Annotated in this window: 25 protein-coding genes and 2 tRNA genes; 9 read left to right on the plus strand and 18 right to left on the minus strand. The window is 71.8% G+C overall.

What is annotated here, in order from left to right; translation table 11 throughout:
* Positions 1–74: 74 nt before the first annotated feature.
* The gene (locus ACZ7MX_RS05370; protein ID WP_030413485.1) at positions 75–398 is read left to right on the plus strand and encodes a DMT family transporter; all 324 of its coding nucleotides are present in this window, start codon (positions 75–77) and stop codon (positions 396–398) included.
* Positions 399–422: 24 nt separating this feature from the next.
* Here ACZ7MX_RS05370 and ACZ7MX_RS05375 read toward each other — a convergent pair whose 3' ends face one another.
* The gene (locus tag ACZ7MX_RS05375; RefSeq protein WP_472129568.1) at positions 423–1,097 is read right to left on the minus strand and encodes a TetR/AcrR family transcriptional regulator; all 675 of its coding nucleotides are present in this window, start codon (positions 1,095–1,097) and stop codon (positions 423–425) included.
* A gap of 230 nt (positions 1,098–1,327) precedes the next feature.
* Here ACZ7MX_RS05375 and hisN point away from each other — a divergent pair, with 230 nt between their 5' ends.
* Complete coding sequence (hisN, locus tag ACZ7MX_RS05380) at positions 1,328–2,131, plus strand: histidinol-phosphatase (RefSeq protein ID WP_472129570.1); 804 nt, start codon at positions 1,328–1,330, stop codon at positions 2,129–2,131.
* Positions 2,132–2,350: 219 nt separating this feature from the next.
* Complete coding sequence (locus tag ACZ7MX_RS05385) at positions 2,351–2,752, plus strand: CBS domain-containing protein (protein WP_030413482.1); 402 nt, start codon at positions 2,351–2,353, stop codon at positions 2,750–2,752.
* A 139-nt stretch (positions 2,753–2,891) separates the two neighbouring features.
* Here the strand turns inward: ACZ7MX_RS05385 and ACZ7MX_RS05390 are convergent, their stop codons facing one another.
* Positions 2,892–4,355, minus strand: a complete 1,464-nt coding sequence (locus ACZ7MX_RS05390) for a catalase (RefSeq protein ID WP_472129572.1) — start codon at positions 4,353–4,355, stop codon at positions 2,892–2,894.
* A 158-nt stretch (positions 4,356–4,513) separates the two neighbouring features.
* Between ACZ7MX_RS05390 and ACZ7MX_RS05395 the strand changes: the two genes are divergently transcribed.
* The gene (locus tag ACZ7MX_RS05395; protein WP_472129573.1) at positions 4,514–4,936 is read left to right on the plus strand and encodes a Fur family transcriptional regulator; all 423 of its coding nucleotides are present in this window, start codon (positions 4,514–4,516) and stop codon (positions 4,934–4,936) included.
* 97 nt (positions 4,937–5,033) lie between these two features.
* Here ACZ7MX_RS05395 and ACZ7MX_RS05400 read toward each other — a convergent pair.
* The 4 genes from ACZ7MX_RS05400 to ACZ7MX_RS05415 form a co-directional block, all read right to left on the minus strand.
* A tRNA-Met gene (locus tag ACZ7MX_RS05400) sits at positions 5,034–5,107 on the minus strand.
* 86 nt (positions 5,108–5,193) lie between these two features.
* Positions 5,194–7,044 carry a tetratricopeptide repeat protein gene (locus ACZ7MX_RS05405; RefSeq protein ID WP_472129575.1) on the minus strand — a complete coding sequence of 617 codons (1,851 nt, stop codon included), beginning with the start codon at positions 7,042–7,044 and terminating at the stop codon, positions 5,194–5,196.
* Between the two features lie 209 nt (positions 7,045–7,253).
* Positions 7,254–7,327 (minus strand) — tRNA-Met (locus ACZ7MX_RS05410).
* A gap of 119 nt (positions 7,328–7,446) precedes the next feature.
* A complete protein-coding gene (locus ACZ7MX_RS05415; protein ID WP_472130563.1) occupies positions 7,447–10,341 on the minus strand; it encodes a UPF0182 family membrane protein in 2,895 nt (964 codons plus the stop codon).
* A gap of 128 nt (positions 10,342–10,469) precedes the next feature.
* On the opposite strand from ACZ7MX_RS05415, the gene ACZ7MX_RS05420 reads away from it, so the two are divergent.
* Positions 10,470–11,042 carry a PPA1309 family protein gene (locus ACZ7MX_RS05420; RefSeq protein WP_472129577.1) on the plus strand — a complete coding sequence of 191 codons (573 nt, stop codon included), beginning with the start codon at positions 10,470–10,472 and terminating at the stop codon, positions 11,040–11,042.
* A 42-nt stretch (positions 11,043–11,084) separates the two neighbouring features.
* Here ACZ7MX_RS05420 and ACZ7MX_RS05425 read toward each other — a convergent pair whose 3' ends face one another.
* The 4 genes from ACZ7MX_RS05425 to ACZ7MX_RS05440 form a co-directional block, all read right to left on the minus strand.
* Complete coding sequence (locus ACZ7MX_RS05425) at positions 11,085–12,182, minus strand: YlbL family protein (RefSeq protein WP_472129579.1); 1,098 nt, start codon at positions 12,180–12,182, stop codon at positions 11,085–11,087.
* A 125-nt stretch (positions 12,183–12,307) separates the two neighbouring features.
* Positions 12,308–12,499, minus strand: coding sequence for a hypothetical protein (locus tag ACZ7MX_RS05430; protein ID WP_472129581.1), 192 nt, complete (start codon positions 12,497–12,499; stop codon positions 12,308–12,310).
* Positions 12,500–12,679: 180 nt separating this feature from the next.
* Positions 12,680–13,162, minus strand: coding sequence for a molybdenum cofactor biosynthesis protein MoaE (locus tag ACZ7MX_RS05435; protein ID WP_362141026.1), 483 nt, complete (start codon positions 13,160–13,162; stop codon positions 12,680–12,682).
* A gap of 105 nt (positions 13,163–13,267) precedes the next feature.
* Complete coding sequence (locus ACZ7MX_RS05440; protein WP_472129583.1) at positions 13,268–14,419, minus strand: SDR family oxidoreductase; 1,152 nt, start codon at positions 14,417–14,419, stop codon at positions 13,268–13,270.
* A gap of 192 nt (positions 14,420–14,611) precedes the next feature.
* Here ACZ7MX_RS05440 and ACZ7MX_RS05445 point away from each other — a divergent pair, with 192 nt between their 5' ends.
* A complete protein-coding gene (locus tag ACZ7MX_RS05445; protein WP_472129585.1) occupies positions 14,612–16,078 on the plus strand; it encodes a zinc-dependent metalloprotease in 1,467 nt (488 codons plus the stop codon).
* Positions 16,075–16,605, plus strand: a complete 531-nt coding sequence (locus ACZ7MX_RS05450; protein WP_472129587.1) for an NUDIX hydrolase — start codon at positions 16,075–16,077, stop codon at positions 16,603–16,605. Before ACZ7MX_RS05445 ends, ACZ7MX_RS05450 begins: the two co-directional genes overlap by 4 nt.
* A gap of 92 nt (positions 16,606–16,697) precedes the next feature.
* Here the strand turns inward: ACZ7MX_RS05450 and ACZ7MX_RS05455 are convergent, their stop codons facing one another.
* From ACZ7MX_RS05455 to ACZ7MX_RS05470, 4 genes are all read right to left on the minus strand, one after another.
* A complete protein-coding gene (locus tag ACZ7MX_RS05455; RefSeq protein WP_472129589.1) occupies positions 16,698–17,456 on the minus strand; it encodes an AIM24 family protein in 759 nt (252 codons plus the stop codon).
* Between the two features lie 20 nt (positions 17,457–17,476).
* Positions 17,477–18,160 (minus strand): AIM24 family protein, encoded by a 684-nt coding sequence (locus tag ACZ7MX_RS05460; protein WP_030806226.1) that lies wholly within the window; start codon positions 18,158–18,160, stop codon positions 17,477–17,479.
* Between the two features lie 15 nt (positions 18,161–18,175).
* Positions 18,176–19,885 carry a TerD family protein gene (locus tag ACZ7MX_RS05465; RefSeq protein ID WP_472129590.1) on the minus strand — a complete coding sequence of 570 codons (1,710 nt, stop codon included), beginning with the start codon at positions 19,883–19,885 and terminating at the stop codon, positions 18,176–18,178.
* Between the two features lie 111 nt (positions 19,886–19,996).
* On the minus strand, positions 19,997–20,623 hold the full coding sequence (locus tag ACZ7MX_RS05470; protein WP_472129591.1) for a M48 metallopeptidase family protein: 627 nt from the start codon (positions 20,621–20,623) through the stop codon (positions 19,997–19,999).
* A 192-nt stretch (positions 20,624–20,815) separates the two neighbouring features.
* On the opposite strand from ACZ7MX_RS05470, the gene ACZ7MX_RS05475 reads away from it, so the two are divergent.
* Positions 20,816–21,934 (plus strand): ThiF family adenylyltransferase, encoded by a 1,119-nt coding sequence (locus ACZ7MX_RS05475; RefSeq protein WP_472130565.1) that lies wholly within the window; start codon positions 20,816–20,818, stop codon positions 21,932–21,934.
* A 56-nt stretch (positions 21,935–21,990) separates the two neighbouring features.
* The gene (locus ACZ7MX_RS05480; RefSeq protein WP_472129593.1) at positions 21,991–23,439 is read left to right on the plus strand and encodes an ABC1 kinase family protein; all 1,449 of its coding nucleotides are present in this window, start codon (positions 21,991–21,993) and stop codon (positions 23,437–23,439) included.
* Positions 23,440–23,457: 18 nt separating this feature from the next.
* On the opposite strand, the gene ACZ7MX_RS05485 is transcribed toward ACZ7MX_RS05480, so the two are convergent.
* The 4 genes from ACZ7MX_RS05485 to ACZ7MX_RS05500 form a co-directional block, all read right to left on the minus strand.
* A complete protein-coding gene (locus tag ACZ7MX_RS05485) occupies positions 23,458–23,658 on the minus strand; it encodes a hypothetical protein (protein ID WP_472129595.1) in 201 nt (66 codons plus the stop codon).
* Between the two features lie 125 nt (positions 23,659–23,783).
* A complete protein-coding gene (locus tag ACZ7MX_RS05490; RefSeq protein ID WP_472129597.1) occupies positions 23,784–24,101 on the minus strand; it encodes a hypothetical protein in 318 nt (105 codons plus the stop codon).
* Positions 24,098–24,451, minus strand: a complete 354-nt coding sequence (locus tag ACZ7MX_RS05495; protein ID WP_030413462.1) for a WhiB family transcriptional regulator — start codon at positions 24,449–24,451, stop codon at positions 24,098–24,100. The genes ACZ7MX_RS05490 and ACZ7MX_RS05495 overlap by 4 nt, the downstream gene beginning before the upstream one ends.
* 116 nt (positions 24,452–24,567) lie before the next feature.
* A complete protein-coding gene (locus ACZ7MX_RS05500; protein ID WP_472129599.1) occupies positions 24,568–24,897 on the minus strand; it encodes a hypothetical protein in 330 nt (109 codons plus the stop codon).
* Positions 24,898–24,939: the final 42 nt, after the last annotated feature.

A 24,939-nucleotide genomic window follows, 5' to 3' on the forward strand; every position in this document is an offset into this window, starting at 1 on the left:
CCGCCAGGCGGGGCCCCAGCGGAGTGAGGCTGCAGTCCCGTCGTCACTCGTCCGGCTGACGGAGGCAATGGGACATGGCGTGGCTGCTGGTCGTGGTGGCGGGGCTGCTGGAGACCGGCTTCGCGGTCTGTCTGAAGCTCTCGCACGGTTTCACCCGCCTCCTGCCGACCATCGCCTTCTGCTCCTTCGCGCTCGCCAGCTTCGGCCTGCTGACCCTGGCCCTGCGCAAGCTCGACGTGGGACCGGCGTACGCGGTGTGGACCGGCCTCGGCGCGGCCGGGACGGCGGTCTACGGCATGGTCTTCCTCGGTGACGTGGTCTCCACCCTGAAGATCGTCTCCATCACGCTGGTCATCGTGGGCATCGTCGGCCTCCAGCTGTCGGGCGGCGCCCACTGACCGGGCGACGTTCCTGACGGTCCATCAACCAAGGCCGGCCGCACTCCGCCCGCCGTCCCCGGCCAGACGCCCGAACGCCCCCCGTACGAGCCGCGACACCGCCTCGGCCTCCTGGTCCCGCCGCGCCCGCTGCGCCGGTACGCGTCCCGGCGGTGCCGTCCCCGGGGGAGCCGGCACGGGCGGGGCCACCACGCAGGACAGCGTCAGCCGGGCCGCGGTCTCGCAGGCGGTGCCCAGGGCGGGCAGTTCCTCCGCGGGCCAGTCGGGCTCCAGGGCCGCGACCGCCTGGGCGCAGAACCGGCCGACCAGCTCGCCGGGCGCCGGCTCTGCGGCCGCCGGAGGAGCCGGCAGCCGGTCCCCCCAGCAGCCCGTCAGCGCCGCCCTGACCAGGGGGTTCGCCCGTGCGGTCCGGAGCGTCCAGGCGGCCGCGGCGACCACCCGGGCGGCGCCGTCACGGCGCGTGCCGGACCTCCCGGTGCCGCCCCGGGCGAGCACCCTGGCGACCCCGGCGAGGTAGTTGTCGGTCTCCCGGCGCACCAGGGCCCGGGCGAGTCCGTCCTTGCTGCCGAACTCGTTGTAGAGCGTCTGCCGGGACACCCCGGCCGCGGCGGCGACCTCGACCATCCGGATGTCGGACCAGGGCCGGGCGGTCAGCGCCGTGTAGGCGGCGTCCAGCAAGGATTCACGCGCTGCGGGCATCCGTCGCCTCCCCGGCCGCCGGCCCAGGTGGCCGGTTTGCGCACAGAATTGAGGCGGCGTCAGAGGCTGTCAAGAGGCGTCGCGGCGTCCTCGTCCCGGCGTGGCGGGACCGGTCCGCCGCCGGGCCCGAGGGGGCGCGGCGAGGCCGGCACCCGCCGGACGGAGGGCGTCACACGCCCGCCGGGCATGGTCGTGTGGCCCGCAGGTATACCAATGGATACTGTTCGCACATGCCCGACTATCACGATGATCTTCGCCTCGGCCACGTCCTCGCCGACGCCGCGGACGCCGCCACCATGGAGCGCTTCAAGGCGCTCGACCTGAAGGTCGAGACCAAACCGGACATGACGCCGGTGAGCGAGGCCGACAAGGCCGCCGAGGAGCTCATCCGCGGCCAGCTCCAGCGGGCCCGGCCGCGGGACGCGGTGCTCGGCGAGGAGTTCGGCAGCGAGGGCGCCGGACCGCGCCGCTGGATCATCGATCCGATCGACGGCACCAAGAACTACGTCCGCGGCGTGCCGGTCTGGGCGACGCTGATCGCGCTGATGGAGCGCGGCGAGGGCGGTGACCGCCCGGTGGTCGGCATCGTCTCCGCGCCGGCGCTCCACCGGCGCTGGTGGGCGGCGGAGGGCCTGGGGGCGTTCACCGGCCGCAGCCTGACCTCCGCGACCCGGCTGCAGGTGTCGAGGGTCGGCCGGGTCCAGGACGCGTCGTTCGCGTACTCCTCGCTCACGGGATGGGAGGAGCGCGGCAAGCTGTCCGGGTTCCTCGACCTGAGCCGGGACTGCTGGCGCACCCGGGCGTACGGCGACTTCTGGCCGTACATGCTGGTCGCCGAGGGCGCGGTGGACATCTGCGCGGAGCCGGAACTGTCGCTGTGGGACATGGCGGCCTGCGCGGTGGTGGTCAACGAGGCCGGCGGGCAGTTCACCGGTCTGGACGGCAGGCCGGGCCCGCACAGCGGCAATGCGGCGGCCTCCAACGGTCTGCTGCACGAGGACCTGTTGAGCTACCTCGGCGACGCCGCCCACTGACCCGCCGGGAACGCCCGCTTTTCTGACGGCTTTTCCCCGCCGCACACCGCGCTGACCTGTGACGCAGCACCTCCGGGGGCGGGTGTTCGGACATCCGTCCAACGCTTGCCCCTTGTGACCGCGCGCGAGGGCATGTGAACATGAGAATCCCCAAGTTTGTGAACTTGTGAACGTGTTCGCAAGGCACATTCACCAAGGAGGTGGCTCCACTCCATGCCCATGTACGTCAAGGACGCCATGAGCACGGTGGTCCTCACCATCGGTCCCGCTCACACCCTCCGCCAGGCGGCCCGGCTGATGGCGGCCCGCCGCATCGGCTCGGCCGTGGTCCTCGACAACGACAACAGCGGCATCGGCATCCTGACCGAGCGCGACATCCTCAACTCCCTCGGCGCGGGCGAGAATCCCGACCGGGAAACCGTGCACGCCCACACCACCCCGGACGTGGTCTTCGCCGCTCCGGACTGGACCCTCGACGACGCCGCGGACGCCATGGTGCGCGGCGGCTTCCGCCACCTGATCGTGCTCAACGACCACGGACCGGTCGGCGTGGTCTCCGTCCGCGACATCATCCGCTGCTGGTCGACGGCCGGCGTACGGGCCGGCGCCGTCCCCGCCTGACGCCTGGTCAGAACGGCACCCGAGGAAGCGCCGGGCTCCTGGAGCCGGGCGCACGAAGAGGCCGGAGCCCACTGGCGTCCGGCCTCTTCGGCTGTTACGGCAAGCGGCCGCCGAGCGGCCCCGAGGGGCCGTCCGGTGATCAGCCGCGCAGGGCCTGGACCGCGACCTGGAGCCGCTTGCCGTAGTCCGCGTCCGCCGTGCGGAAGTTCTCGATCGCCCGCTCGACGATGTCGTCACGGGAGACCTTGGCGAGGAAGCCCGCCAGGTTGTTGATCAGGCGCTCCTTCTCGTCCTCCGACATCAGGCGGTAGAGGTTGCCGGCCTGGACGAAGTCGTCGTCCTCGGCGTGCGAGGGCGCCGCGTGCTCACCGGTGGATCCGGTGACCGCGGCCGGCTGCCACAGCGGCAGACCGGTCTGGGCGGGACCGCCGAAGCTGTTGGGTTCGTAGTTCTTCTGCCGGCCGTGGCGGCCGTCGTAGAGCGCGCCGTCCCGGCCGTGGCTGCGCGCCTCGGTGGCGTGCGGGCGGTTGACCGGCAGGTGGTCGGCGTTGATGCCGACGCGGTAGCGGTGCGCGTCGCCGTACGCGAACAGCCGGCCCTGGAGCATCTTGTCGGGGGACGGGCCGATGCCCGGCACGAAGTGGTGCGGCGAGAAGACCGACTGCTCGACCTCGGCGAAGATGTTCTCCGGGTTGCGGTTGAGCTCCAGCTTGCCGAACTCGATGACCGGGTAGTCCGCGTGCGGCCACACCTTGGTCAGGTCGAACGGGTTGAAGCGGTAGTGCGCGGCCTCGGCGGCGGGCATGATCTGCACGCCGACGGTCCAGGTCGGGAACTCGCCGCGCTCGATCGACTCGCGCAGGTCCCGCTGGTGGCTGTCCGGGTCCTCACCGGCGAGCTTGTTGGCCTCGTCCTGGGTGAGGTTCTTGATGCCCTGGTCGGTCTTGAAGTGGTACTTCACCCAGAAGGTCTCACCGGCGGCGTTGTTCCACTGGAAGGTGTGCGAGCCGAAGCCGTCCATGTGGCGGTACGAGGCGGGGATGCCGCGGTCGCCGAACAGCCAGGTCACCTGGTGGGTGGCCTCCGGGCTCAGACCCCAGAAGTCCCAGACGTTGTCCGCCTCCTGCGAGCCGGTGTACGGGTCGCGCTTCTGGGTGTGGATGAAGTCGGGGAACTTGATGGCGTCCTTGATGAAGAAGATCGGGGTGTTGTTCCCCACGAGGTCGTAATTCCCCTCCTCCGTGTAGAACTTCAGCGCGAAGCCACGGGGGTCACGCACCGCGTCGGCCGAGCCGAGGCTGCCCGCGACGGTGGAGAACCGGAGGAAGACCTCGGTCTCCTTGCCGACCTCGGAGAGGAACGCGGCGCGCGTGTACGGCGTCACGTCGGCGGTGACCGTGAACGTGCCGTACGCGCCGGCGCCGCGGGCGTGCACGATGCGCTCCGGGATGCGCTCGCGGTTGAAGTGCGCGAGCTTCTCGATCAGGAGCTGGTCCTGGATGAGGCCGGGGCCGCCGATGCCCGCCGTCTCGCTGTTCTGGTTGTCCGCGACCGGAGCACCGGCCTCCGTGGTCAGCGGTCCGGTGATGCTCTCTACCGACACGTGCGCCTCCTGAAAGTCTCTCCACCTGCCCTGGGCTTGCGCCGTACCCGATCCTACATTGGACAATGTCTAAGTCAAGAAGAACCCGAAACTCATACCCGATCCGACGATGGACGACCGCTGGTACCCTGGCACTATCTGACTGATAGGTGATTGGCATGAGCGACCTGCTGGAACGACTCCGGGGACGCGGCTGGCGGCTGACCGCGCAGCGACGCGTCGTCGCCGAGGTCCTCGACGGGGACCACGTCCACTACACCGCCGACGAGGTGCACGCCCTGGCGGCCGGCCGGCTTCCCGAGATCTCCCGCGCCACGGTGTACAACACCCTGGGCGAGCTGGTCTCGCTCGGTGAGGTCATCGAGGTGAGCACGGACGGCCGCGCCAAGCGCTACGACCCGAACGCCCACCACGACCACCAGCACCTGGTCTGTTCGCAGTGCGGCATGATCCGCGACGTACACGTCCACGGCGACCCGCTCACCGCCCTCCCCGAGCCGGAGCGGTACGGCTTCCAGGTCTCCGAGGTCACCGTGACCTACCGGGGCATCTGCCCCAACTGCAGCAGCACCTCGTCCTGACCGCGCAGCGGCTGCCGGCCTGCCGGTGGCCGCCCGCACGGCGGTGCGCACACGACGAAGGCCCGGATTCCTGGGAATCCGGGCCTTCGTCTTTCAGTAGCGGGGACAGGATTTGAACCTGCGACCTCTGGGTTATGAGCCCAGCGAGCTACCGAGCTGCTCCACCCCGCGTCGTTGTGTCCACACTCTAACCCCCGCCGGACGACCGGTGCAAATTCGTTTCACCAGGCCGTCCGCACCGGTCCACCGGCCCGTCGCTACGCCGTCAGCTCGTCCTGCAGGGCCGTGCGCAGCCGCGCGGCGCGCTCGGCGACCTCCGGCGGGCCCATCTCGACGGCGTGCGCGCACCAGCGCTGCGCCTCGGCGAGGGCTCCGCGGCGGGCCGCGAGCAGTGCCAGCCGCAGGGCGGCCCGGCCGTGCCCGGCCTCGGCTGCGCGCTGCCACCACAGCGCCGCCTCGGGCAGGCTCCCCTCGCGGGCCAGCAGCAGCCCGAGATTGAAGGCGCCGTTCCGGCTGCCCGCCTCGGCGGCCGTGCGGTACCAGTCGGCGGCCTCGACGACGTCGCCCCGGGCCGCCGCGAACATGCCGACCCGGACCTGGGCGCGGCGGTGACCCTGCCGGGCCGCCCGCTCGTACCACTGCGTGCTCTCGTCCTCCGCCGTACGGTCGCCGTCCGCCTGCCCCGCACCGGCCGCCGAGGCCTGGCGGTCGAGCAGGTCGGCGAGCCGGAAGGCCGCCTCCGCGCTGCCGCCGTCGGCCGCGCAGCGCAGATTGCGCTCGGCGTCCTGCAGCCGGCCCTCCCGCAGCTGCACGATGGCCACCTGCAGGGCCGCGTCGGTGTGCCCGGCCGCGGCCGCCCGCTCGTACCAGGTGTGCGCGGTCCGGTCGTCGCCGCGACTCGCGTAGAGGATGCCGAGGTTGAACGCGGCGTCCACGCTGCCCGCCTCGGCCGCCTTGGAGAACCACGGCTCGGCCCCCGAGGCGTCGCCGCGCTGGAGCAGCAGGATCGCCAGCGCGTTGGCGGCCTCCCGGTGCCCGGCGTACGCGGCTCGGCGGTACCACTGCTCGCCGCGGCCCGGACGGCCCTGCTCGGCGCAGAGCAGCCCGATGTTGTAGGCGCCGTTGACGTCCCCGGCGTCCAGGGCGACGCGGTACCAGCGCTCGGCGGTCTGCAGTTCGCCGCGGTCGGCGTGCAGCGCGCCCAGCGCGTTGGCGGCGTTGCCGTCGCCGTCCTGGGCGGCCCGCCGCCACCATTCCGCGGCGCTGTCCTCGTCACCGGCGTCACGCAGCAGGTAGCCCAGCGCGCAGGCGGCGCGCGCCTCACCGTCCTTGGCGGCGGACAGGTACCAGCGGCCCGCCTCCTGGATGTCACCGCGGTCCTCCAGGAGCGCGCCGAGCTGCAGCGCGGCCCTGCGGTGGCCGCGGGCGGCGGCCTGGCGGTACCACTGCTCGGCCTCCTCCTGCTGGGTCAGCTCACCGTACGCGGGCACCGCCCGGCGGTCGGCCTCGCGGCCGTCCTCGACGAGCCGGGCGAGGCGGTACGCGGCCTCGCGGTGGCCGCGCTCGGCGGCCGCCCGGAACCAGCGCTCGGCCCCGGCGTCCCCGCGGTGTTCGAGCAGGTCGGCGAGGGCGTACGCGCCCAGGCAGTGGCCGGACTCGGCGGACTGGCGCAGCCAGTACTCGGCGGCCGGCTCGTCGCCGCGCTCGCGGTAGTGCCGGCCGAGGGCGTGCGCGGCGGCGGCGGAACCGGCGACGGCGGCGATCCGCCACCAGCCGGCCGCCTCGTCGGCGTAGCCGCGCTGGTGGAGCAGGACGCCGAGGTTGTTGGCCGCGGCGCGGTCGCCGGTGGCGGCCGCGGACCGCAGATGCGGCTCGGCGCCGTCGAGGTCACCGCGGCGCAGCAGCATCGCGCCCAGGGCGCTCATCGCGGCCGGGTCGCCCGCCTCGGCGGCCCGGCGGTGGCCGGACTCGGTCACGGCATCGGACGCCTCGGCGGCCTCCGCGGCCTCCATCGCGTCGATCTGCAGCTCGGATTCGCGCCCGTCGTCGGGCGCAGGTACAAACCGGTCCGTCTCCAACAACCTTGCCTTGTCCCCCATAAGACCCATCGTCGCATCACCCGTAACCCGCGTACACCTGGTATACCGCAGCCAGTGAGGTCACTTCAGCGGTTTGTCGACTTCCCGACACGACGACATGTCAAACTCAAGCACACAGGTTCCCCGCACGAGCCGCACGACCCGGCTTTCTTTTCCGGATCGGTGTGTACACATGACGAAGGCCCGGATCCTTGAGGATCCAGGCCTTCGACCTTCAGTAGCGGGGACAGGATTTGAACCTGCGACCTCTGGGTTATGAGCCCAGCGAGCTACCGAGCTGCTCCACCCCGCGTCGTTGTGCCGTCAATCTATCACGGTCCCGCGGGGCCGCCGCACCGCCCCAGGAAGCGGCGCGGCCCCACGGCGGCCGGTACGCACCGGCTGCCGCGGGGCCCCTGCACCGCCGGGAGGTCAGCTGCCCGGCTTGCCGGCCTTCTGGGCGGCCTTGGCGGCCCGGTCCAGTGCCGCCTTGAGCTTCTTCTTCGCCTCGTCGTACCCGGCCAGGTCGCGCTGTCCGAGGGCCTTCTCGCCCTCCTCGTACGCCTTCTCGGCGTCGGACAGCGCCTGCTGCACGGTCTGGTCGGACGGCGGCTGCTTGCCCTTTTCACCGCCCGGCGGGTTCTCCGTTCCGGAGCTGGCCGCCTTCTTGCCGAAGACCACGTCCAGCGCGTCCTTCAGGGAGTCCTCCAGGACCGGCTTGCTGTCGCCGTAGCTCACCAACACCTTCTTCAGCAACGGGTAGTTGGTGTTGGCGCCGCGCAGGTACACCGGTTCGACGTAGAGCAGTCCGCCGTCCAGGGGCACGGTCAGCAGATTGCCGTACTCGATCTCCGAGTCGCCGAACTTCTTGAGGATGTTGAGCTCGTTGGCGATGACCGGATCGGAGTTGAACTTCGACTGCACCAGCTGCGGGCCGGGCACCGGTGTCTCCGACGGCAGCTTCAGCAGTCTGATCCTGCCGTAGTCACCGCTGGTCGCATCGGCGTCGACCGCCATGAACGCGCCGAGGTTCTCCCGCTTGTTGGGCGTGAAGGTGGTCGTCAGCGAGAAGGCCCGGTCCTTCTGGTCCGGCATCTTCATGCTCAGGTAGTACGGCGGTACCGCGTTGCCCGACTTGGTGGTCGGGTCGCTGGGGATCTGCCAGCGCTCGGACCCGGTGTAGAAGGTGTTCGGGTCCGTGACGTGGTACGTGGTCAGCAGCTGGCGCTGCACCTTGAACAGGTCCTGCGGGTAGCGCAGGTGCTCCTTCAGCGACGGGCTGATCGCGCTCTTCTTCTCGACCGTGTTGGGGAAGGCCTTCATCCATGTCTTGAGGACCGGGTCCTTCTCGTCCCACTGGTAGAGCTTGACCGAGCCGTCGTAGGCGTCCACCGTCGCCTTGACGGAGTTGCGGATGTAGTTGACCTGGTTCTGCTGGGCCACCACCGCCCGCTGGCCGTCGGTGAGCGAATCGGCCGTGGTGTCCCCGAGCGTGGTGCGCGAGGCGTACGGATAGCCGTTGCTGGTGGTGTACGCGTCCACGATCCACTTGATCCGGCCGTCGATGACCGCCGGATAGGCGTCGCCGTCGATGGTCAGCCACGGGGCGACGGACTCGACGCGCTCCTTCGGCGTGCGGTTGTACAGGATCCGCGAGTGGTCGCCGATCGCGCCGGAGTAGAGGATCTGCGGCTCCCCGAAGGCCACGGCGTAGGCCGCGCGGTTGATCGGGTTGGCGAGGCTGACGCCGCTGTTGCCCCGGTAGCTGTAGCTCTTCTCGGTGCCGTCGTGGGAGTAGTCCAGCTCCTGCTGCGGACCGCCGACGATGGAGTACTGCGTGGTCTTCTCGCCGTAGTACACCCGCTGCTGGTACGGCTTCGTGCTGCTCAGCTGCCCCTTGGCGGGCAGGCCGGACTCGGTGTACCTGGGGCCGCCGCCCTCACCGGTCTCGGTCCCCTTGGCGGCGACCACGCCGTGGCCGTGGGTGTACTTGAAGTGGTCGTTGATCCAGTTGCGCTCGGGGATGCCGGCGATGTTCAGCTCGCGCAGACCGATGACGGTGTCCTGCTCGGCGCCGTCCTGGTCCTTGTAGCGGTCGACGTCGAGCGTGGAGGGGAACTGGTAGTACCCCTTGACCTGCTGCTGTTGCTGGAAGGCCGGCGAGACCACGTTCGGGTCGAGCAGCCGCATGCTGGCCGTGGCGTCGGCGTCGTCGCGCAGCCGCTGGCTGTCGTCCTTGCCGGTGGGCTTGTCATTGCCCTTGTACGGCGTGACCTCCGAGCCCTGGATGTCGTACGCGTCCCGGGTCGCCCTGATGTTCTGCTTGATGTACGGCGCTTCCTTGGCCTGCTCGTTGGGCTGGACCTGGAACTTCTGCACGATCGCCGGATACAGCCCGCCGATCAGGATCGCGGAGAGCACCATCAGGCCGAAGCCGATCACCGGCAACTGCCACGTACGCCGCCACAGGGTCGCGAAGAACAGCACCGCGCAGATCGCCGCGATGAAGAACAGGATGGTCTTCGCCGGCAGATAGGCGTTGGCGTCCACGTACCGCAGACCCGTCCAGTTGTCGGCCGACTTCAGGCCGCTGGACTTCACCGCCAGGCCGTACCGGTCGAGCCAGTACGCGATCGCCTTGAGCGACACGAAGATGCCCAGCAGCACCGACAGATGGCCGGTGGCGGCGGCGGTCGCGCGCGAGCCGGGGCTGGTCAGCCGCAGCCCGCCGTAGAGGTAGTGCGTCAGCGCCGCGGCGACCAGGGACAGCACCGCGGCGGCGAAGCCGAAGCTCAACAGGAAGCGGTACCAGGGCAGATCGAACGCGTAGAACGCGACGTCCATGCCGAACTGCGGGTCCTTCTTGCCGAACGGCACGCCGTTGACCCACTGGAGCCACGTCTGCCACTCACCGGACGCGGACGCGCCGGCGATCAGGCCGACCACGGCCGCGATCGCGATCAGCGCCCACTTCTTGAAGGGCGCGACCCCCATGCGGTAGCGGTCCAGGCTCTGCTGCTCCATGGACATCGCGCTGAGCGGCGGGCGCAGCCGGTGCGCCAGCCAGATGTTGACGCCGACGGCCACCGCCATCACGACGCCGAAGGCGAAGAACAGACCGATCTTGGTCCACAGGGTCGTGGTGAAGACCGAGGAGTAACGGACCGAGCGGTACCAGAGCCAGTCGGTCCAGAACCCCGCGAACATCACGAAGAGCATGGCCAGCACGGCCAGCACGCCCAAGGTCATGAGCAGGGTCCGGATCCGCCGCGACGGTCGGCCGACTCTGATCCGTGGCCCGGACGGGCCTCCGCCGCGGTCCGGCATCTGGAAAGCCAAGGTGCGCACCTCGAAGTTTCGCTGTCGTGTGGAGCAGGCCCGGCGATAGTAGGACCCAGTGATGCAACTTACGAAGGCTTTACCCGGTTCCCGATTTCGGGGGTGGACAAGGCACGATGTTGAGCATGACTGACTTTCCCGGCTCTCCCGTCGGCGGCACCCCCCTCGCCGCCGACCCGCTGACCCGCGCGGTACTCGAGATCGACGAGTACAGCGCCGGGCTCGGCTGGGACCAGCCCGCCCGACTGTTCGCCCTCGTCGACACCGCCAAGCTGCGCGCACAGGAGCCCTCGCTCGCCGAGCAGCTCGGCATCGACGACACCACCACCGCTTCCCTGACCCCCGTGGAGCAGGACGAGATCCCCGCGGACGTGCCGCTGGACGAGTTCCTCGCCACCATCGCCTGGCCGGACGCCGTCACCGGCTGCGCGCTGACCGTGGAACGGCTGATGCTGCCGCCGTCCGCCGAGGACGCCGAGCCCGAGGGCATGGACGAGGCGCAGCTCGCCAAGTGGGTCGCCCGGCATCCGGACCGGGAGGAGGTCCGGATGACGGTGGCCGTGCTGCGCGACGGCCGGCGCGAGTCGGCGCTGCGGCTGCGCGCGAAGGACTCCGCGTCCGAGGTGCTCACCGGCTCGGCGCTGGTGCCCGGCCTGGCCGACGCGCTCGCCGCGACCTTCGAGGGCTGACCCGGCGGGCGGCCCCGGCGGGCGGCCCCGGGGCCGGACGCCCTAGGACCGGCCTGCCGGGCTGCAGCTCGGCAGGCCGGCGGTGTCGCCCTTGCTGATCTTCTGCAGTGCCTTGACGGCGTCGCCTATCGTGCCGACCTTGACCAGGCGCAGGCCGGCCGGGATGTCCTTGGCGGCGGTGGCGCAGTTGTCCTTGGGCGTCAGGAAGAACTCCGCGCCCTTGTCGCGGGCGCCGACCGTCTTCATCGAAATGCCGCCGATCGGGCCGACCTTGCCGTGGTCGTCGATCGTTCCCGTGCCGGCCACGAACCGGCCGCCGGTCATGTTGCCGGGGGTGAGCTTGTCGACGATGCCCAGCGCGAACATCAGCCCGGCGCTCGGCCCGCCGACGTCGGCCAGCTTGACGTCGATGGGGAACGGGAAGATGTGGTCGACGCCGGCCTGGATGCCCACGATCGCCCGGCCGTCGTCCGCCTTCTGCGTCGCGAGGGTGATCTGCCGGGCGCCCCCCGCCGGCTTCTTGCCCTGCTTCTCCGCCGCCGCCGCGTCCTTGGCGGGGATGATCGTGAAGACGACCTTCTCGCCCGGCTTGTGCTTGGTGACGAGCTTGGCGACGTCGCCGGTCTGCTTGACCTCGGTGCCGTCCACGGCCTTGATCACGTCGCCGGCGTGCAGCCGTCCGTCGGCCGGCTTGTCCTTGACGACGGAGGCGACCACGGTCTGGGTGGCGACCTGGACGTGCAGTTGGGCCAGCGCGGCGGTCTTGGCGCTCTCCTGGGACTGGGTGAACTCCTCGGCGTTCTCCTGGTCGGCCTGCTCGGCCGTCTGTCCCTCGGGGTAGAGCGTCTTGTGCGGGACCACGGCGTTGTCGTGGTCGAGCCAGCCGTAGACCGCCTCCAGGAGGTTCATCCGGTAGTCGGGGCCGGTGACGCGGACCGTGGTCATGTTGAGGTGACCGGTCGTCGGGTACGTCTTCCGTCCGGAGATCTGCAGCACCGGCTCACCGTTGTGCTCACCGAGCGTGTTGACCGTCGGGCCGGGCGACATCTCGGAGTACGGCACGGGGATCAGCACCCCCGCGCAGAGCAGCGCGATCAGCATCAGGGTCGAGGCGAGCAGCGTCGCGGTGCGGCGTGGCATGGAACGACAGTACGGGACGAGTATGACAACCGGCCCGCGGGGCCGTCCGTACGAGGCCGAACGCGCGTGCGTACGCGGGGCCGACAGGCGCGGCGGTGCTTGCTACTGCGTACGGGTGAGGGGGCTCAGGCCGAGTCCGAGGCGGCCGGGGCGGGGTCCGGAACGGAATGCTGCTTCTCCATCGCGTCGCGGAACCGGGCGTAGCCGGCGAGTTCCGCGACGTCCCCGGTCTTGCGGTTCCGCAGGGCCCAGGTGCTCCACACCGCGGCGACCAGCCCGGCACCCACCGGAATCAGCAACCAGAGGAGCGCACCCATCAGCTACCTCCCTACCCCTTGCACGACCGCAATCGACGAATAAGCAGATTAACCATCTGCCAGGTCAACGCTCACGCGAGGGGGCGGGTTACGCAACCGGAACCCACGGCGCCGCTTCGTCCCCGTGTTCGAGGACGACCGGGCCTCGGGCTCCCCGGGACGACCGCTACCTCACGCGCTCTAAGAGGCGCCTACCCATTCTTCGGTTCCATCCACAAAGGTCTGGTGTTTCCAGATGGGAACTTCGTGCTTGAGGTCGTCGATCAGCTTGCGGCAGGCGTCGAACGCCTCGCCCCGGTGCGGGCAGGACACCGCGACGACCACCGCCAGGTCCCCGATCCGCAGATCGCCCACCCGGTGGACCGCGGCCAGCGCCCGCACGGGGTGGTCGGCGATCACCTTCTCGGCGATCCGGCGCATCTCCGCCTCGGCGGTCGGGTGCGCGGAGTAGCCCAGGGCGTCGACGTCGGCGCCGTTGTCGTGCGAGCGGACCGTGCCGACGAACAGGGCGGTCCCGCCGGCCGCCGCGTCGCCCACGGCGGCGAACACCTCGTCCACGGACAGCGGGGTGTCGCGGATCGCCAGGAGCCGGATCGGGTCCGCCGCGGCGCGCTCACCGGGGTGGTCGCGGCCGGGCGTCGAGGGAGAGGGCGTGCCAGACATACCCCCATCGTGCCGTACCCGGGGAGCGCCGGGAAATGGCCGGATCCGCCGGTCGTCCCGGCACCGGTATGGAGACTCCTCCAGTGCGCGGCCGGTCCGGGTGTGTCAGATACGGCGGCGGGCCTTGCGGGCGCGCCGTACCAGTGCGGCGGTGCCGAGCAGGGCGACGGTGGCGCCGGCCGCCCCCGCGGCGGTGGCGTCCTTGCGGCCCAGCCGGCGGCCGGCGACGGTGTGCCGTCCCGCGACCTCCTCGAGGAGCTCGGCGAGCACCTGCTCGTTCGTCCACTGCGGCCGCCAGCCCGCCTCGTGCAGCCGGCTGCCGCTGACCACCCAGGGGTGCATGGTGTACGCGAGGTCCCCGGCGGGCGACGGCGTCAGCCCGATCCGGTGCAACCGGGCCGCGGCGCCCAGCGCCACGGAGGAGGGCAGCTCCATGCGCCGGATACCGGAGAGCTCCTCGACCTCCTCCTGTTCCAGCCAGCCGTCGCAGCCCACCGCCAGCTCGCCGTCGACCTTCTCCAGCGCGGCGTACTCCAGCGCGCTGACCAGGTCCTCGACGTGGCAGAACTGCCAGGCGGGCCGCGATCCGGCGACGACCAGGAGGCGGGGCGATTCGAAGTACCGGGTCAGCGCGGTGTCGGTGCCGCCGACCAGGACGGCGGGGCGCAGCACGGTGACGTTCAGGCCGGGGTGGGCGCGGGGGGCGCGGCGGGCCAGGTGCTCGATCTCCAGGAGGTCGCCGACGCCGGTGGCGTCCGCCGTGGCCCGCAGTTCGGCGTCCTCGGCCAGCGGCACGTCGTTGTCGGGCAGCGCCCCGTAGACCATGGCGGAGGTGCACAGCACCACCCGGTGGATGCCGGCGGCCGCGGCGGCGGTGAGCACGGTCTGGGTGCCGCGCACGTTGTAGGCGGTGCGGGCGGTGGCGTCGGTCTCCAGGTCGAGGTCGAGCGCGAGGTGGACGACGACGTCCACGCCGCGCAGTTTGTCGGCGATGGCCGGGTCGCGCACGTCCAGGACGTGCCACTGCGCCTCGGCGACGTCGCCGCGCCGTTCGTCGATCGCCACCACCTCCTTGACCTCGTCGGACGCGACGAGGGCGCGGGTGAGCAGGGCGCCGACCCCGGACGCGGCTCCGGTGACGGCGACGACGGGCCGGCGCAGCGGTCGGTCCGCGGCGCCGCCGGGGGCGTCGTCCGTCTTCTCGGTCGGGGCGGCAGCGTTTCGCGCTGCGCGAACGGTCGGATCTGGGGAACTCACCGGGCGTCTCCAGCGGTTGTCTTCAGTGCGGGCGCGTGCTGACGCGGTCGCACCAGGTGGCGTCCATCCTGCCCCAGCCACCGGGACAGCGAAGCACCGAGCCCCGAAGCGGTCCGGGTGTCTACGCTGGAGGTGATGTCGGGCAGCCGCCGTCGGCCACCTGGCCGGCGGCCCTACGAGCCGAGGAAACCCGTGAGTGACACCCCATTCGGATTCGGCCTTCCGCCGGAGGAGCCGGAGGACGGCGACAACGGCAAGCAGAAGGGCGGCCAGGGAGGTAGCCAGGACCCCGCGAACCCGTTCGGGTTCGGCGGCGGGAGCGGCGGCGCGGACAACCCGTTCGCGGCGCTCTTCGGCGGCATGGGTGGCCCCGGCGGCGAGATGAACCCCGGCGACCTGGGCGCCGCCTTCCAGCGGCTGGGTCAGATGCTCTCCTACGAGGGCGGCCCGGTGAACTGGGACATGGCCAAGGACATCGCGCGGCAGACCGTCGCACAGGGCGCCGAGGACGGCAGCAAGGACGCGAGCGTCTCGCCGGGCGAGCGGAGTGCCGTCGAGGAAGCCGTGCGGCTGGCGGACCTGTGGCTGGACGGAGTGACGTCCCTGCCGTCGGGCTCCGCTTCGGTGGTGGCCTGGAGCCGCGCCGAGTGGGTCGAGGAGACCCTGCCGGTGTGGAAGGACCTGGTCAATCCGCTCGCCGAGCGCGTCGGGTCGGCGATGGGCGAGGTGCTGCCCGGCGAGATGCAGGCCATGGCGGGCCCGCTGCTCGGGATGATGCGCTCCATGGGCGGCGCGATGTTCGGCACCCAGATCGGGCAGGCGCTGGGCGTCCTGGCGAGCGAGGTCGTGGGTTCCACGGACATCGGCCTGCCGCTGGGCCCGGCCGGCAAGGCGGCGCTGCTGCCGAAGAACGCCGCCTCCTTCGGTGAGGGCCTCGGCGTGCCCGAGGAGGAGGTGCGGCTCTACCTGGCCCTGCGGGAGGCCGCCCACCAGCGGCTCTTCGCCCATGTGCCGTGGCTGCGCTCGCATCTCTTCGGCGCCGTCGAGGGCTATGCGCGCGGCATCAAGGTCGACACGACCAAGCTGGAGGACGTGGTCGGGCAGATCGATCCGCAGCACCCCGAGGAGCTGCAGAACGCCCTGCAGCAGGGCATGTTCCAGCCCGAGGACACCCCGGAGCAGAAGGCCGCGCTGGCCCGTCTGGAGACCGCGCTGGCGCTCGTCGAGGGCTGGGTGGACGCGGTGGTGCACGCCGCCGCCAAGCCGCATCTGCCGTCCGCGGACAAGCTCCGCGAGACCCTGCGGCGGCGCCGGGCCAGCGGTGGCCCCGCCGAGCAGACGTTCTCCACGCTGATCGGTCTCCAGCTGCGTCCGCGCCGGCTGCGGGACGCCTCGCGGCTGTGGGCGTCGCTCACCGACGCCCGGGGCCTGGACGGCCGGGACGGCCTGTGGGAGCACCCGGACATGCTGCCGACGGCGGCCGACCTCGACGACCCGGACGGGTTCGTCCACCACGAGCAGATGGACTTCTCCGAGCTCGACAAGATGCTCGGCGAGGCCGCCGGCGGTGGCGGGAAGACCGGACCGGGGCCCACCCCCGAGGAGGGCGACGGCCCGGACGCCGCCCCCGGCGAGGGCAAGGGTGACAGCGACCGGTGAGTCTGCACGCCGATGCGGCGCGGGTGCTCAAGGAGTGGCCCGCGCCCTCGCCCGACCAGGAGCAGCTGCGGCTGGCCTACCTCGACCATCTCGCCGCCCACCAGGACGGCATGTGGAAGCCCTGCAAGGACGGGCACCTCACTGCGAGTGCGCTGGTGATCGACCCGGCGGGCGGCCGGGTGCTGCTCACGCTCCACCGCAAGCTGGAGATGTGGCTGCAGATGGGCGGCCACTGCGAGCCGGAGGACGCCTCGCTGGCGGACGCGGCGCTGCGTGAGGCCCGGGAGGAGTCCGGGATCACGCGCGGGCTGACGCTGCTGCCCGGCGGCCCGGTGCGGCTGGACCGCCATCGGACGCCCTGCGCGGTGCATCTGGACGTCCAGTACGCGGCGCTGGCGCCCGAGGGCGCGGTGGCGGCGATCAGCGACGAGTCGCTGGACCTGCGGTGGTTCGGCTACGACGAGGTGCCCGCCGTCGCCGACACCTCGGTGGTGCGCCTGGTGGAGCGCGCCCGCGCACTGCTCTGACGGGCCGTCAAGGACCGCTAAGGCCGGCGCCCGCCCCGTGAGGGCGGGCGCCGGACCGACGCTCCCCGGGCGTCAGTTGGTGAATCCGGGCCTCAGTTGGTGAAGATGTTGCCCTGGTTGGCGCCGCGGGCGCCCTGCTGGCCCATCCCGAACTGGGCGGCCAGACCCGCGCCGATATCGGCGTTCTGCGGCGGCAGCAGTTCGCTGGGCTGGACCAGCGCGTACCCCTGCCCGAGGAAGCTCAGCTCCCAGCCCTCGCCGGTGCTGCTGCGCCGCCGCCAGACGCCCGAGGAGTGCGTCTGCGCCTGCATCTGGACGCGCAGCGACGCCGACCAGGCGACCACCGCGTCGGCGTCGGCGTTGACGTACTTGTCGGGCGTGACCTGCAGCATCAGCGGCTGGCCGGAGGTCATCAGGGCGACCTTGCCGTGCCCGGTGATGTTGAGCTGGTACTTGCCGGTGCCGGAGATGCCGTACTGGCTGTCGACCGAGACGACCTCCCAGTGGAGGCCGGAATCCAGCGCCAGGACGTAGGAGCTGTCGACGGTCAGGCCGTCGTGGTCGACGTCGACGACGTGCACGTACTGGGCGAGGTTGGCCAGATAGACGGTGCCCTGACCGGAGACCCGCATCAGGTCGAGGCCCTCGCCGGAGTGGGCGCGGGCCCGCTGCTGGCCGGGCGTGGTGTAGTTGCCGTCGAATTCCAGCAGCCCCTGATAGGCGACCATGCTGCCCTTGCGGGCGAGGACGTCGTCGTGGCCCGTCAGGGCGACCCGCAGCAGCTGGCTGTTCTGCAGGGCGTAGCGGTCCTGGGTCTGGGCCTCGGTGAAGGCGAAAAGCGGACTCTGCATGACGTGTTCGGTCCTCCCCCTCAGCCCCGGGCCCGGAGCCGGTCGGTGCTGTCCTCGCTGGGCTGGACGACGACGAACCCCTGGCCGGAGAAGCCGAGTTGGTACGCCTCGCCACTGCCGCGGCCGATCATCGAGGACGCCTTGAAGCTGCGCTTGCCCTTCATCTTCAGATGGGTCGACCAGGCGACCAGGGCGTCCGGGTCGACGTAGGTCTCGTCCTCGCCGCGGCCGCAGTCGACGACGACGGGCGTGCCCCGGGAGGTCAGCGCGACCCAGCCGGTGCCGGAGATCCCGACGTTGAACAGGCCCTGGCCGGCGAACTTCGCCATGCCCTTGACGCGCTGCACGCCCCACTGGAGGTGGGCGTCGAAGGCGAGGAGGTTGGTCCCGTTGACGGAGAGCGAGTCGCCGTTGAGGTTGATGCAGACCACGTCGGCGCCGTAGTCGGCGAGGTAGAGCAGACCGTCGCCGGAGCACTTCATCAGGGGCGCGCCCTCGCCGGTGAGCCACTGGGAGGCCATCTGGCGGACGGCGGGCGGGTTGGGCTCGTACTGGACGAAGCCCTCGTAGGCGATCATCGAGCCGGTGCGGGCGAAGACGTCCTGGCCGCTCTGCATGGCGATCTTCACCATGGAGCTGCCGTGGTTCTCCATCCGGGCGGCGGGCGGGGTCGGGACGTAGCCCGACAGCTGCTGCTGGTTCATGACGCGCGGGCTCCCTCAGACCTCGTAGGGCTGGACGACGATGAAATTGCCGGGCGCACCGCGGAACTGGAGGTTCACGGTCTCGCCGGAGTGGCCCGGATAGGCGTGCCGGCGCAGGCTCACCTGGCTGGAGATGATCACCTGCGAGCCGGCGGACCAGGCCACGACGGCGTTGGCGTCGGCGAAGGTGGTCGGGGTGACCGGCAGCACGACGGGGGTGCCGTGGGTGGTGACGACGAGGGTGCCGGTGCCCTGGAACTGCATGGTGAACAGGGCGCCGCCGGGGATGCCGTGGCCCTCGATCCGGCGGACCTCGTACTGCAGCGACTCGTCGAAGGCGAGGACGGACTCGGCGGACACGCAGATCGCCTCGCCCTGCAGCTCGATGGGGTGGACATGGGCGCTGTTCTCCGCGAAGAACACCTGGCCCTGGCCGGTGCAGCGCATCAGCTGCATCTCCTGGCCGGTGGCGTTGCCGACGATCCGGCCGCGGAAGCCGGCGCCCTTGTAGCTGAAGTCGACCTTGCCCTGGTAGAGCACCATGCTGCCCTGGCGGGCGAGCACCGGCTGGCCGTCGACGCCGAGGTCGGCGCGGATCAGCTTGCCGTTCTGCGGCGTCCAGCGCTGCCCGGTGGGGGCTTCCTTGTACTTCTCCAGGACGACGCCGAGGCCGGGCCCGCCACCCTGGGGGACGGGTGCCTGCCCGCCGCCGTACGGGGCGCCCGGGGGCTGCGCGCCCGGCTGACCGTAGGGGGCGGGCTGCCCGGGGAACTGGTCCTGGCCGCCGTACGGGGGTGCCGGCGGGGCCGGATGGCCGGGGAATCCGGCGGGCGGCGGCTGCGGCGGACCGTACGGATTCTGGCCGGGCGCCGGCTGGCCGTAGGGGGCGGGGGGCGGCGGCGCGGGCATACCGGGCGGCGGCACTCCGGGGCCGGCGGGCGGGGCGAGCGGCGCGGCGATGGTGGGCGCGTTGTGGACCTGCGGGGCCTGCGGCGCGGGTGCCGGCTGCGGGGCAGCCGGGGGCGCGGCGGGGGCTGCGCCCTGGGGCGGGCCGAAGGACGGGGCGGGTTGTCCGGGCACGGGGGCCGCGGCCGGTGCGCCGAAGGACGGCGCCGGGGCGGCCGGCCCGGGCGGCGGGGCGAAGCCGGGCGCCTCCTGTGCCGACGCGGGCGCCGCGGCCTGCTGTTCCTCCGCCTCTTCGGCGACCTCGCCGCCGAAGTTCTTCAGCAGCGCCTCCAGACCGCCGTCGAAGCCCTGGCCGACCGCGGCGAACCGCCACACGTCCTTGAGGTAGAAGTCGCCGAGCATGACGGCGCGTTCGGTGCTGAACTCGCTGCCCGTGAAGGAGTAGCGGGCGACCTCCTCGCCGCCGGCCACGATCCGGAGGTAGCCGGGGCCGATGTGGGAGACCTGGCCCGGGCCGTCGAGCGCGGCGGTGAACGACAACTTCCGGATGTGCGGCGGGATCTTGTCGAGGGTGACCCGGAACGACTCGTTGTCGCCGGCCTGCGCGCCGAGCAGCTGGATGGCCTCCTCGGGCGACTTCGGCTGGTTGAAGAAGACGAAATACCGGTCGTCGGAGAGCCGTTCGTCGGCGTCCAGGCCGAAACAGCTGATGTCGAAGGTCAGGCCCGGTCCGCCGATCTGCACGCCGACGTACAGGTCCGTCCCCGCCGTGAGATCACCGATCCTGGCCTTGTGGCCCCGCTGGAATTCCCTGGCCATACGTAACGCCCGTCCCCCGCTCCCGCAGTGAGTCCCTGGGCGGCCAAGGCTAACCGCTGGCGGTGACAGCGGGCGATGCCGGGGCGCGCGCGGATATCGCCCGCCGGAGCGCTATTCCCGGCGGGCGGCGGGCAGATGCGGCAGCCGGTCGGCCGCGACCACCCCTTCGAGGTAGCCGCGGGCCCGTTCCGTACGCGGATAGGACGTGAGCAGCCGCCAGAACTCCGGACCGTGGCCCGGGACGAGCAGATGCGCGAGCTCGTGCAGCAGGACGTAGTCGATGACGTACTCCGGCATGCCCTGGAGGCGGTGCGACAGGCGGATGCTGCCCTCCGCCGGGGTGCACGACCCCCAGCGGGTGTTCTGGTTGGTCACCCAGCGCACCGACGCCGGCCGGGCCCGGCCGCCGAGGAACTGCTCCGACAGCCGCCCGGCGCGCTCGGCCAGCTCGCGGTCGCCGAGCATCCGCTTGCTCTCCTGGGCGGCGAGCTTGTCCAGCATCACCGTCACCCAGCGCTGCTCCTCGGCCTCGGACATCCGGGCCGGGATCAGCACGACCGTGCGGTCCCCCTCGCGGTACGCGGAGACCGTCCGGCGCCGCCGCGAGCTGCGGCGCACCTCGACGGCGCTGGTGCCCGAGCTGCGGGCCTTGGGGGTCGGGGAAGCCCCGCGCGAGGCGTCAGCGGCGCGGCGCAGGGGCGTCTCCCCGGAGCCGTGGGCGGAAGGGTCGGCGGGCACGCGCCCGACGTTACCCGCTGGCCCGGCGGGAAGTCCCGACCCGCGGTCGGTTCGCCGGCGAACCACTCCATGGCGGGCACTGCTTGTATGACAAATCCTTCCCCGGCCTGTGGATAACTTCGGGCCCGATCCGCGACAGGGCCCATGCTGAAGGCCGGACGACGAAGGACGGGGGCGGATGACATGCATCCGATGCTCAAGCCCGCGCTGCGGCGCGGCTGGCGGGACCGGGAAACGGTGCGGTTCGGCGTGGCGCCGGCCCATGCGATGGTGCTGGGGCCGCTCGACACGGCCACCGGCAGTTTCCTCACCCTGATCGACGGCACCCGCACCATGCAGCAACTCATCGACGAGGCCGCGTTACTGGACCTCCCGCCGGAGCACGCGCGGGGTGTGGTCGGGCGCCTCGGCGCAGCCGGACTGCTGGAGGCGCCCACCGCGGGCGGCCCGGCGGCCGACGCCGTACGCACCGACCGGCCCGCCCACGAGCGGCTGCGGGCCGACCTGGCCTCCCTGTCGGTGCAGCACCCGGAGCCGGCCGGCGCCCTGGGGCGGATGGCGGCGCGGCGGGCGGTCCGGGCGCGGGTCAAGGGACTGGGGAAGGTGGGCGCGGCGGTGGCCGCGCAGCTCGCGGCCGCCGGCATCGGGTGGGTCGAGGTGTTCGACGGCGGCAAGGTCGCGCCGTGGGACGTGACGCCCGGCGGCCTGCCCGCCGAGCGGATCGGCGAACCGCGCAAGGAGGCCGTGGAGCGGCTGGTCCACCACGCCTCCCCGTGGAGCCGCCGGCAGCGGCCGACGGGCGTGCCGGTCAGCGAGTCCGGCGAACCCGGCCTGTCCCTGGTGGTGCTCACCCCCCGCGACGGCCTCGGCGCCTACGCCCCCGACCCCGTACTGTCCGAGCCGCTGCTGAGCGCCGGCATCCCGCACCTTTACGCGGGCGTGATCGAGGGCACGGGTGTGGTGGGACCGCTGGTGCTGCCCGGCGGTTCGGCCTGCGCCCGCTGCGACGAACTGCGCCGCACGGACGCGGAACCGGCCTGGCCGCGGCTGCTCGCCCAGTGGCGCTCGGGCCGCGCCGCCCCGGCGGTACCGGCCTGCGACACCGCGTTGGCCACCACGGTCGCCGGGCTCGCCGCCGTCCAGGCGCTGGCGTTCCTCGACGGGGACCTGCCGCCGTGCACGGGGGCGCGGATGGAGCTGGCGCTGCCGTGTGCGGGCGTGCGCACGGTGCGGATCGAGCCGCATCCGGAGTGCGGCTGCGGGGCTGCCGCTTCGCTGTGTGCGGCAGGCGCCTCGGATCCTCGGCCATGACACGCCACAATGACGGGGTAACCCCGGTTGGGGGACAGTGTGAGTTGGAGGGGCGCATGTCTGATCTTCCCCGCAAGGCGGTCACCCGCACCGCCAAGCTGGCCGCGCTGCCACTGGGGTTCGCCGGCCGCGCCACCTGGGGCCTGGGCAAACGGATCGGCGGCAGATCCGCCGAGATCGTCGGCCGGGAGCTCCAACAGCGCACCGCGGAACAGCTCTTCAAGGTCCTCGGTGAGCTGAAGGGCGGGGCGATGAAGTTCGGGCAGGCACTGTCCGTGTTCGAATCGGCCCTCCCCGAGGAGATCGCCGGCCCGTACCGCGCCGCCCTGACGAAGCTTCAGGAAGCGGCGCCGCCGATGCCGACGAGCACGGTCCACGCGGTCCTGGCGGAGCGGCTCGGCGAGGACTGGCGGGAGCTCTTCGAGGAGTTCGAGGACAAGCCTGCCGCGGCGGCCTCCATCGGCCAGGTGCACCGCGCCGTCTGGCACGACGGCCGCGAGGTGGCCGTCAAGGTGCAGTACCCCGGCGCCGGCAAGGCGCTGCTGTCGGACCTGGCGCAGCTGAGCCGGTTCGCCCGGCTGCTGGGCCCGCTCGTGCCCGGTATGGACATCAAACCGCTGATCAGCGAGTTGCGCGACCGGGTCTCGGAGGAGCTGGACTACTCCCTGGAGGCGGAGGCCCAGCGGGCCCATGCCGAGGAGTTCGCCGACGACCCGGACGTCGTCGTGCCGGCCGTGGTGCACCAGCGCGACCAGGTGCTGGTGACGGAGTGGATGGACGGCGTGCCGCTGTCCGAGGTGATCGCGGACGGCACGGACGAGCAGCGGGACCGCGCCGGCCAGCTGCTGGCCCGGTTCCTGTTCTCCGGCCCGGCCCGCACCGGGCTGCTGCACGCCGACCCGCACCCGGGCAACTTCCGGCTGCTGGCCGGCGACTCCCCCGACGGGCCGGCCGAGGAATGGCGGCTGGGCGTGCTGGACTTCGGCACCGTCGACCGGCTGCCCGACGGACTGCCGGCCACGATCGGCGCCTCGCTGCGGATGACCCTGGACGGCGAGGCGGACGCGGTCTACCAGCTGCTGTGCGAGGAGGGCTTCGTCAAGGAGTCCATCGAGCTGGACCCCGACGCGGTGCTGGAGTATCTGCTGCCGATCATCGAGCCCGCGCAGGTCGACGCGTTCACCTTCACCCGCGGCTGGATGCGCCGGCAGGCCGCCCGGGTCGGCGATCCGCGCTCCCCCGCCCACCAGTTGGGCAAGCAGCTCAACCTGCCGCCCGCGTACCTGCTGATCCACCGGGTGACCCTGAGCACCATCGGCGTGCTGTGCCAGCTCGGCGCGACCGTACGGCTGCGGGACGAACTGGAGGCATGGATGCCCGGCTTCGTCCCCGAACACGAGCCGGCCGGCAGCGACCTCACCGGCAGCGACCCCGACCCGGACGAGGACCCCGCCGGCCCCGGTACGGACATCGACGAGGAGGCCGCCCGAGAAACCACCGCCTGAGCTCCCGCCGGCCGTACCTCACCACCAGCTGGAGTCCAGGCGTCCCTCGATGGCCCGGATGTTCTCCCGGGCACAGCGGTCGCAGAAGTAACGGCGCTCACCGTTCTCGACGGAACAGGTCCAGGTCGGCGGTGTGCCCTCGGCGACGGCGCCGCAGCCGGCACACAGCGTCGTCCCGTCGGCCAACTCCGCCTCGTGATGCGTCTTCTGGTTCACCATCCGACGATATCCCCGTCAACCACATGAACCGGCGCGCAACGCACCACGGGGCCCGTCCTGTCGGACGGACCCCGTGGAAGGTGGTGTCAGCGCCCCCTGCCGGACGCGCGGACCTGCCCACCGCCTTACTGCATCACGGCCATGGCCAGCGCACGGCGGGCACGGAGCGACGCGCGCTCGGCACGCCGCTGCATCCGCCGCGCGGCGGCGAGCCGGTGCCCCCTGCGTTCGGACTCGGCCTCCCGCAGGCGTTCATGCATATGCGCACGTGCCAGGGCTTCTGGGATGAGTTGCATGGCGAGGTTCCTGTTCTGACGCGACTCGATCGCATCGGCGTTCGCGGGGACGGGGGTGTCGGTGAAGGTCGGATTCATCGTCTGGTCCTGCTTCTTGGGATCCCGTGTGACGGGACGGTCGATCGTTCCTGCGCTGATGGTGTTCATGCCGCAACCGGGTTCTTGCGCGGACGGCCACGCGGACGCTTCCGCGGCACCACGACGCCCTGGACGAAGAGCTCGCCACCCCAGACACCCCAGGGCTCACGGCGGTCCTTGGCGCCGGCGAGGCAGGCCTCACGCACCGGACAGGACTGGCACAGCGTCTTGGCGTACTCGACGTCGGCCGGGGACTCCGCGAAGAAGACCTCCGGGTCGTAGGTGCGGCACGGAACAGCGGCGCCGAGGCGGTCGATCTCGTCGTCGAGCTCGGTGAGGGGCAGCAAGGAGTTCTCCTGGGGGTCGGGCGGAGGGATCAGGTCGGTTGCTACGGACGGGGTGTGCGTCTGCAGTTGCACGGTGTGTGTTCCTCGTCTGTGTGGCCCGCTGGTGGCGGGCGCGTGGGGCAAACAAAAGGGCCGCGGATCCCGGTGTGGGTTCCGCGGCCCTGGAAGGTGCCGACCTGATCTGCCGATCAGGCTGGATCTCTCCAGGGTTCGAGGCCGCGGTAGGCCCACATCTCATGCTGCGTCTGGTACTGCTCCCGGGATTCGGCACCGTTGGCCGCCGCCGCGAAGGCAAAGGCATTCGCCTTGGCCACGACTGCTACTGCCGCAGGTGCCTCGGTCGGTCGCGCGGTGCGCTCACTGCGCGTCAGCACAGCGAGGGACTCGGGGCGCGCGACCTCGGTACCGGACAGGCGGCCGAAGCCGGACAGACCGGTGCCAGGGAGCGAGGAGCCGAGCGGGCAGGTGGCGACGACCGAGCGATCGGTCATTTTGTTCGTCTCGATGAAGCTGATCACTGGGCTCGCCTCCTCTCGGCGTCTCGGTGGAACGGAAAAACC

Source organism: Streptomyces sp. NPDC107765 (assembly GCF_055657085.1).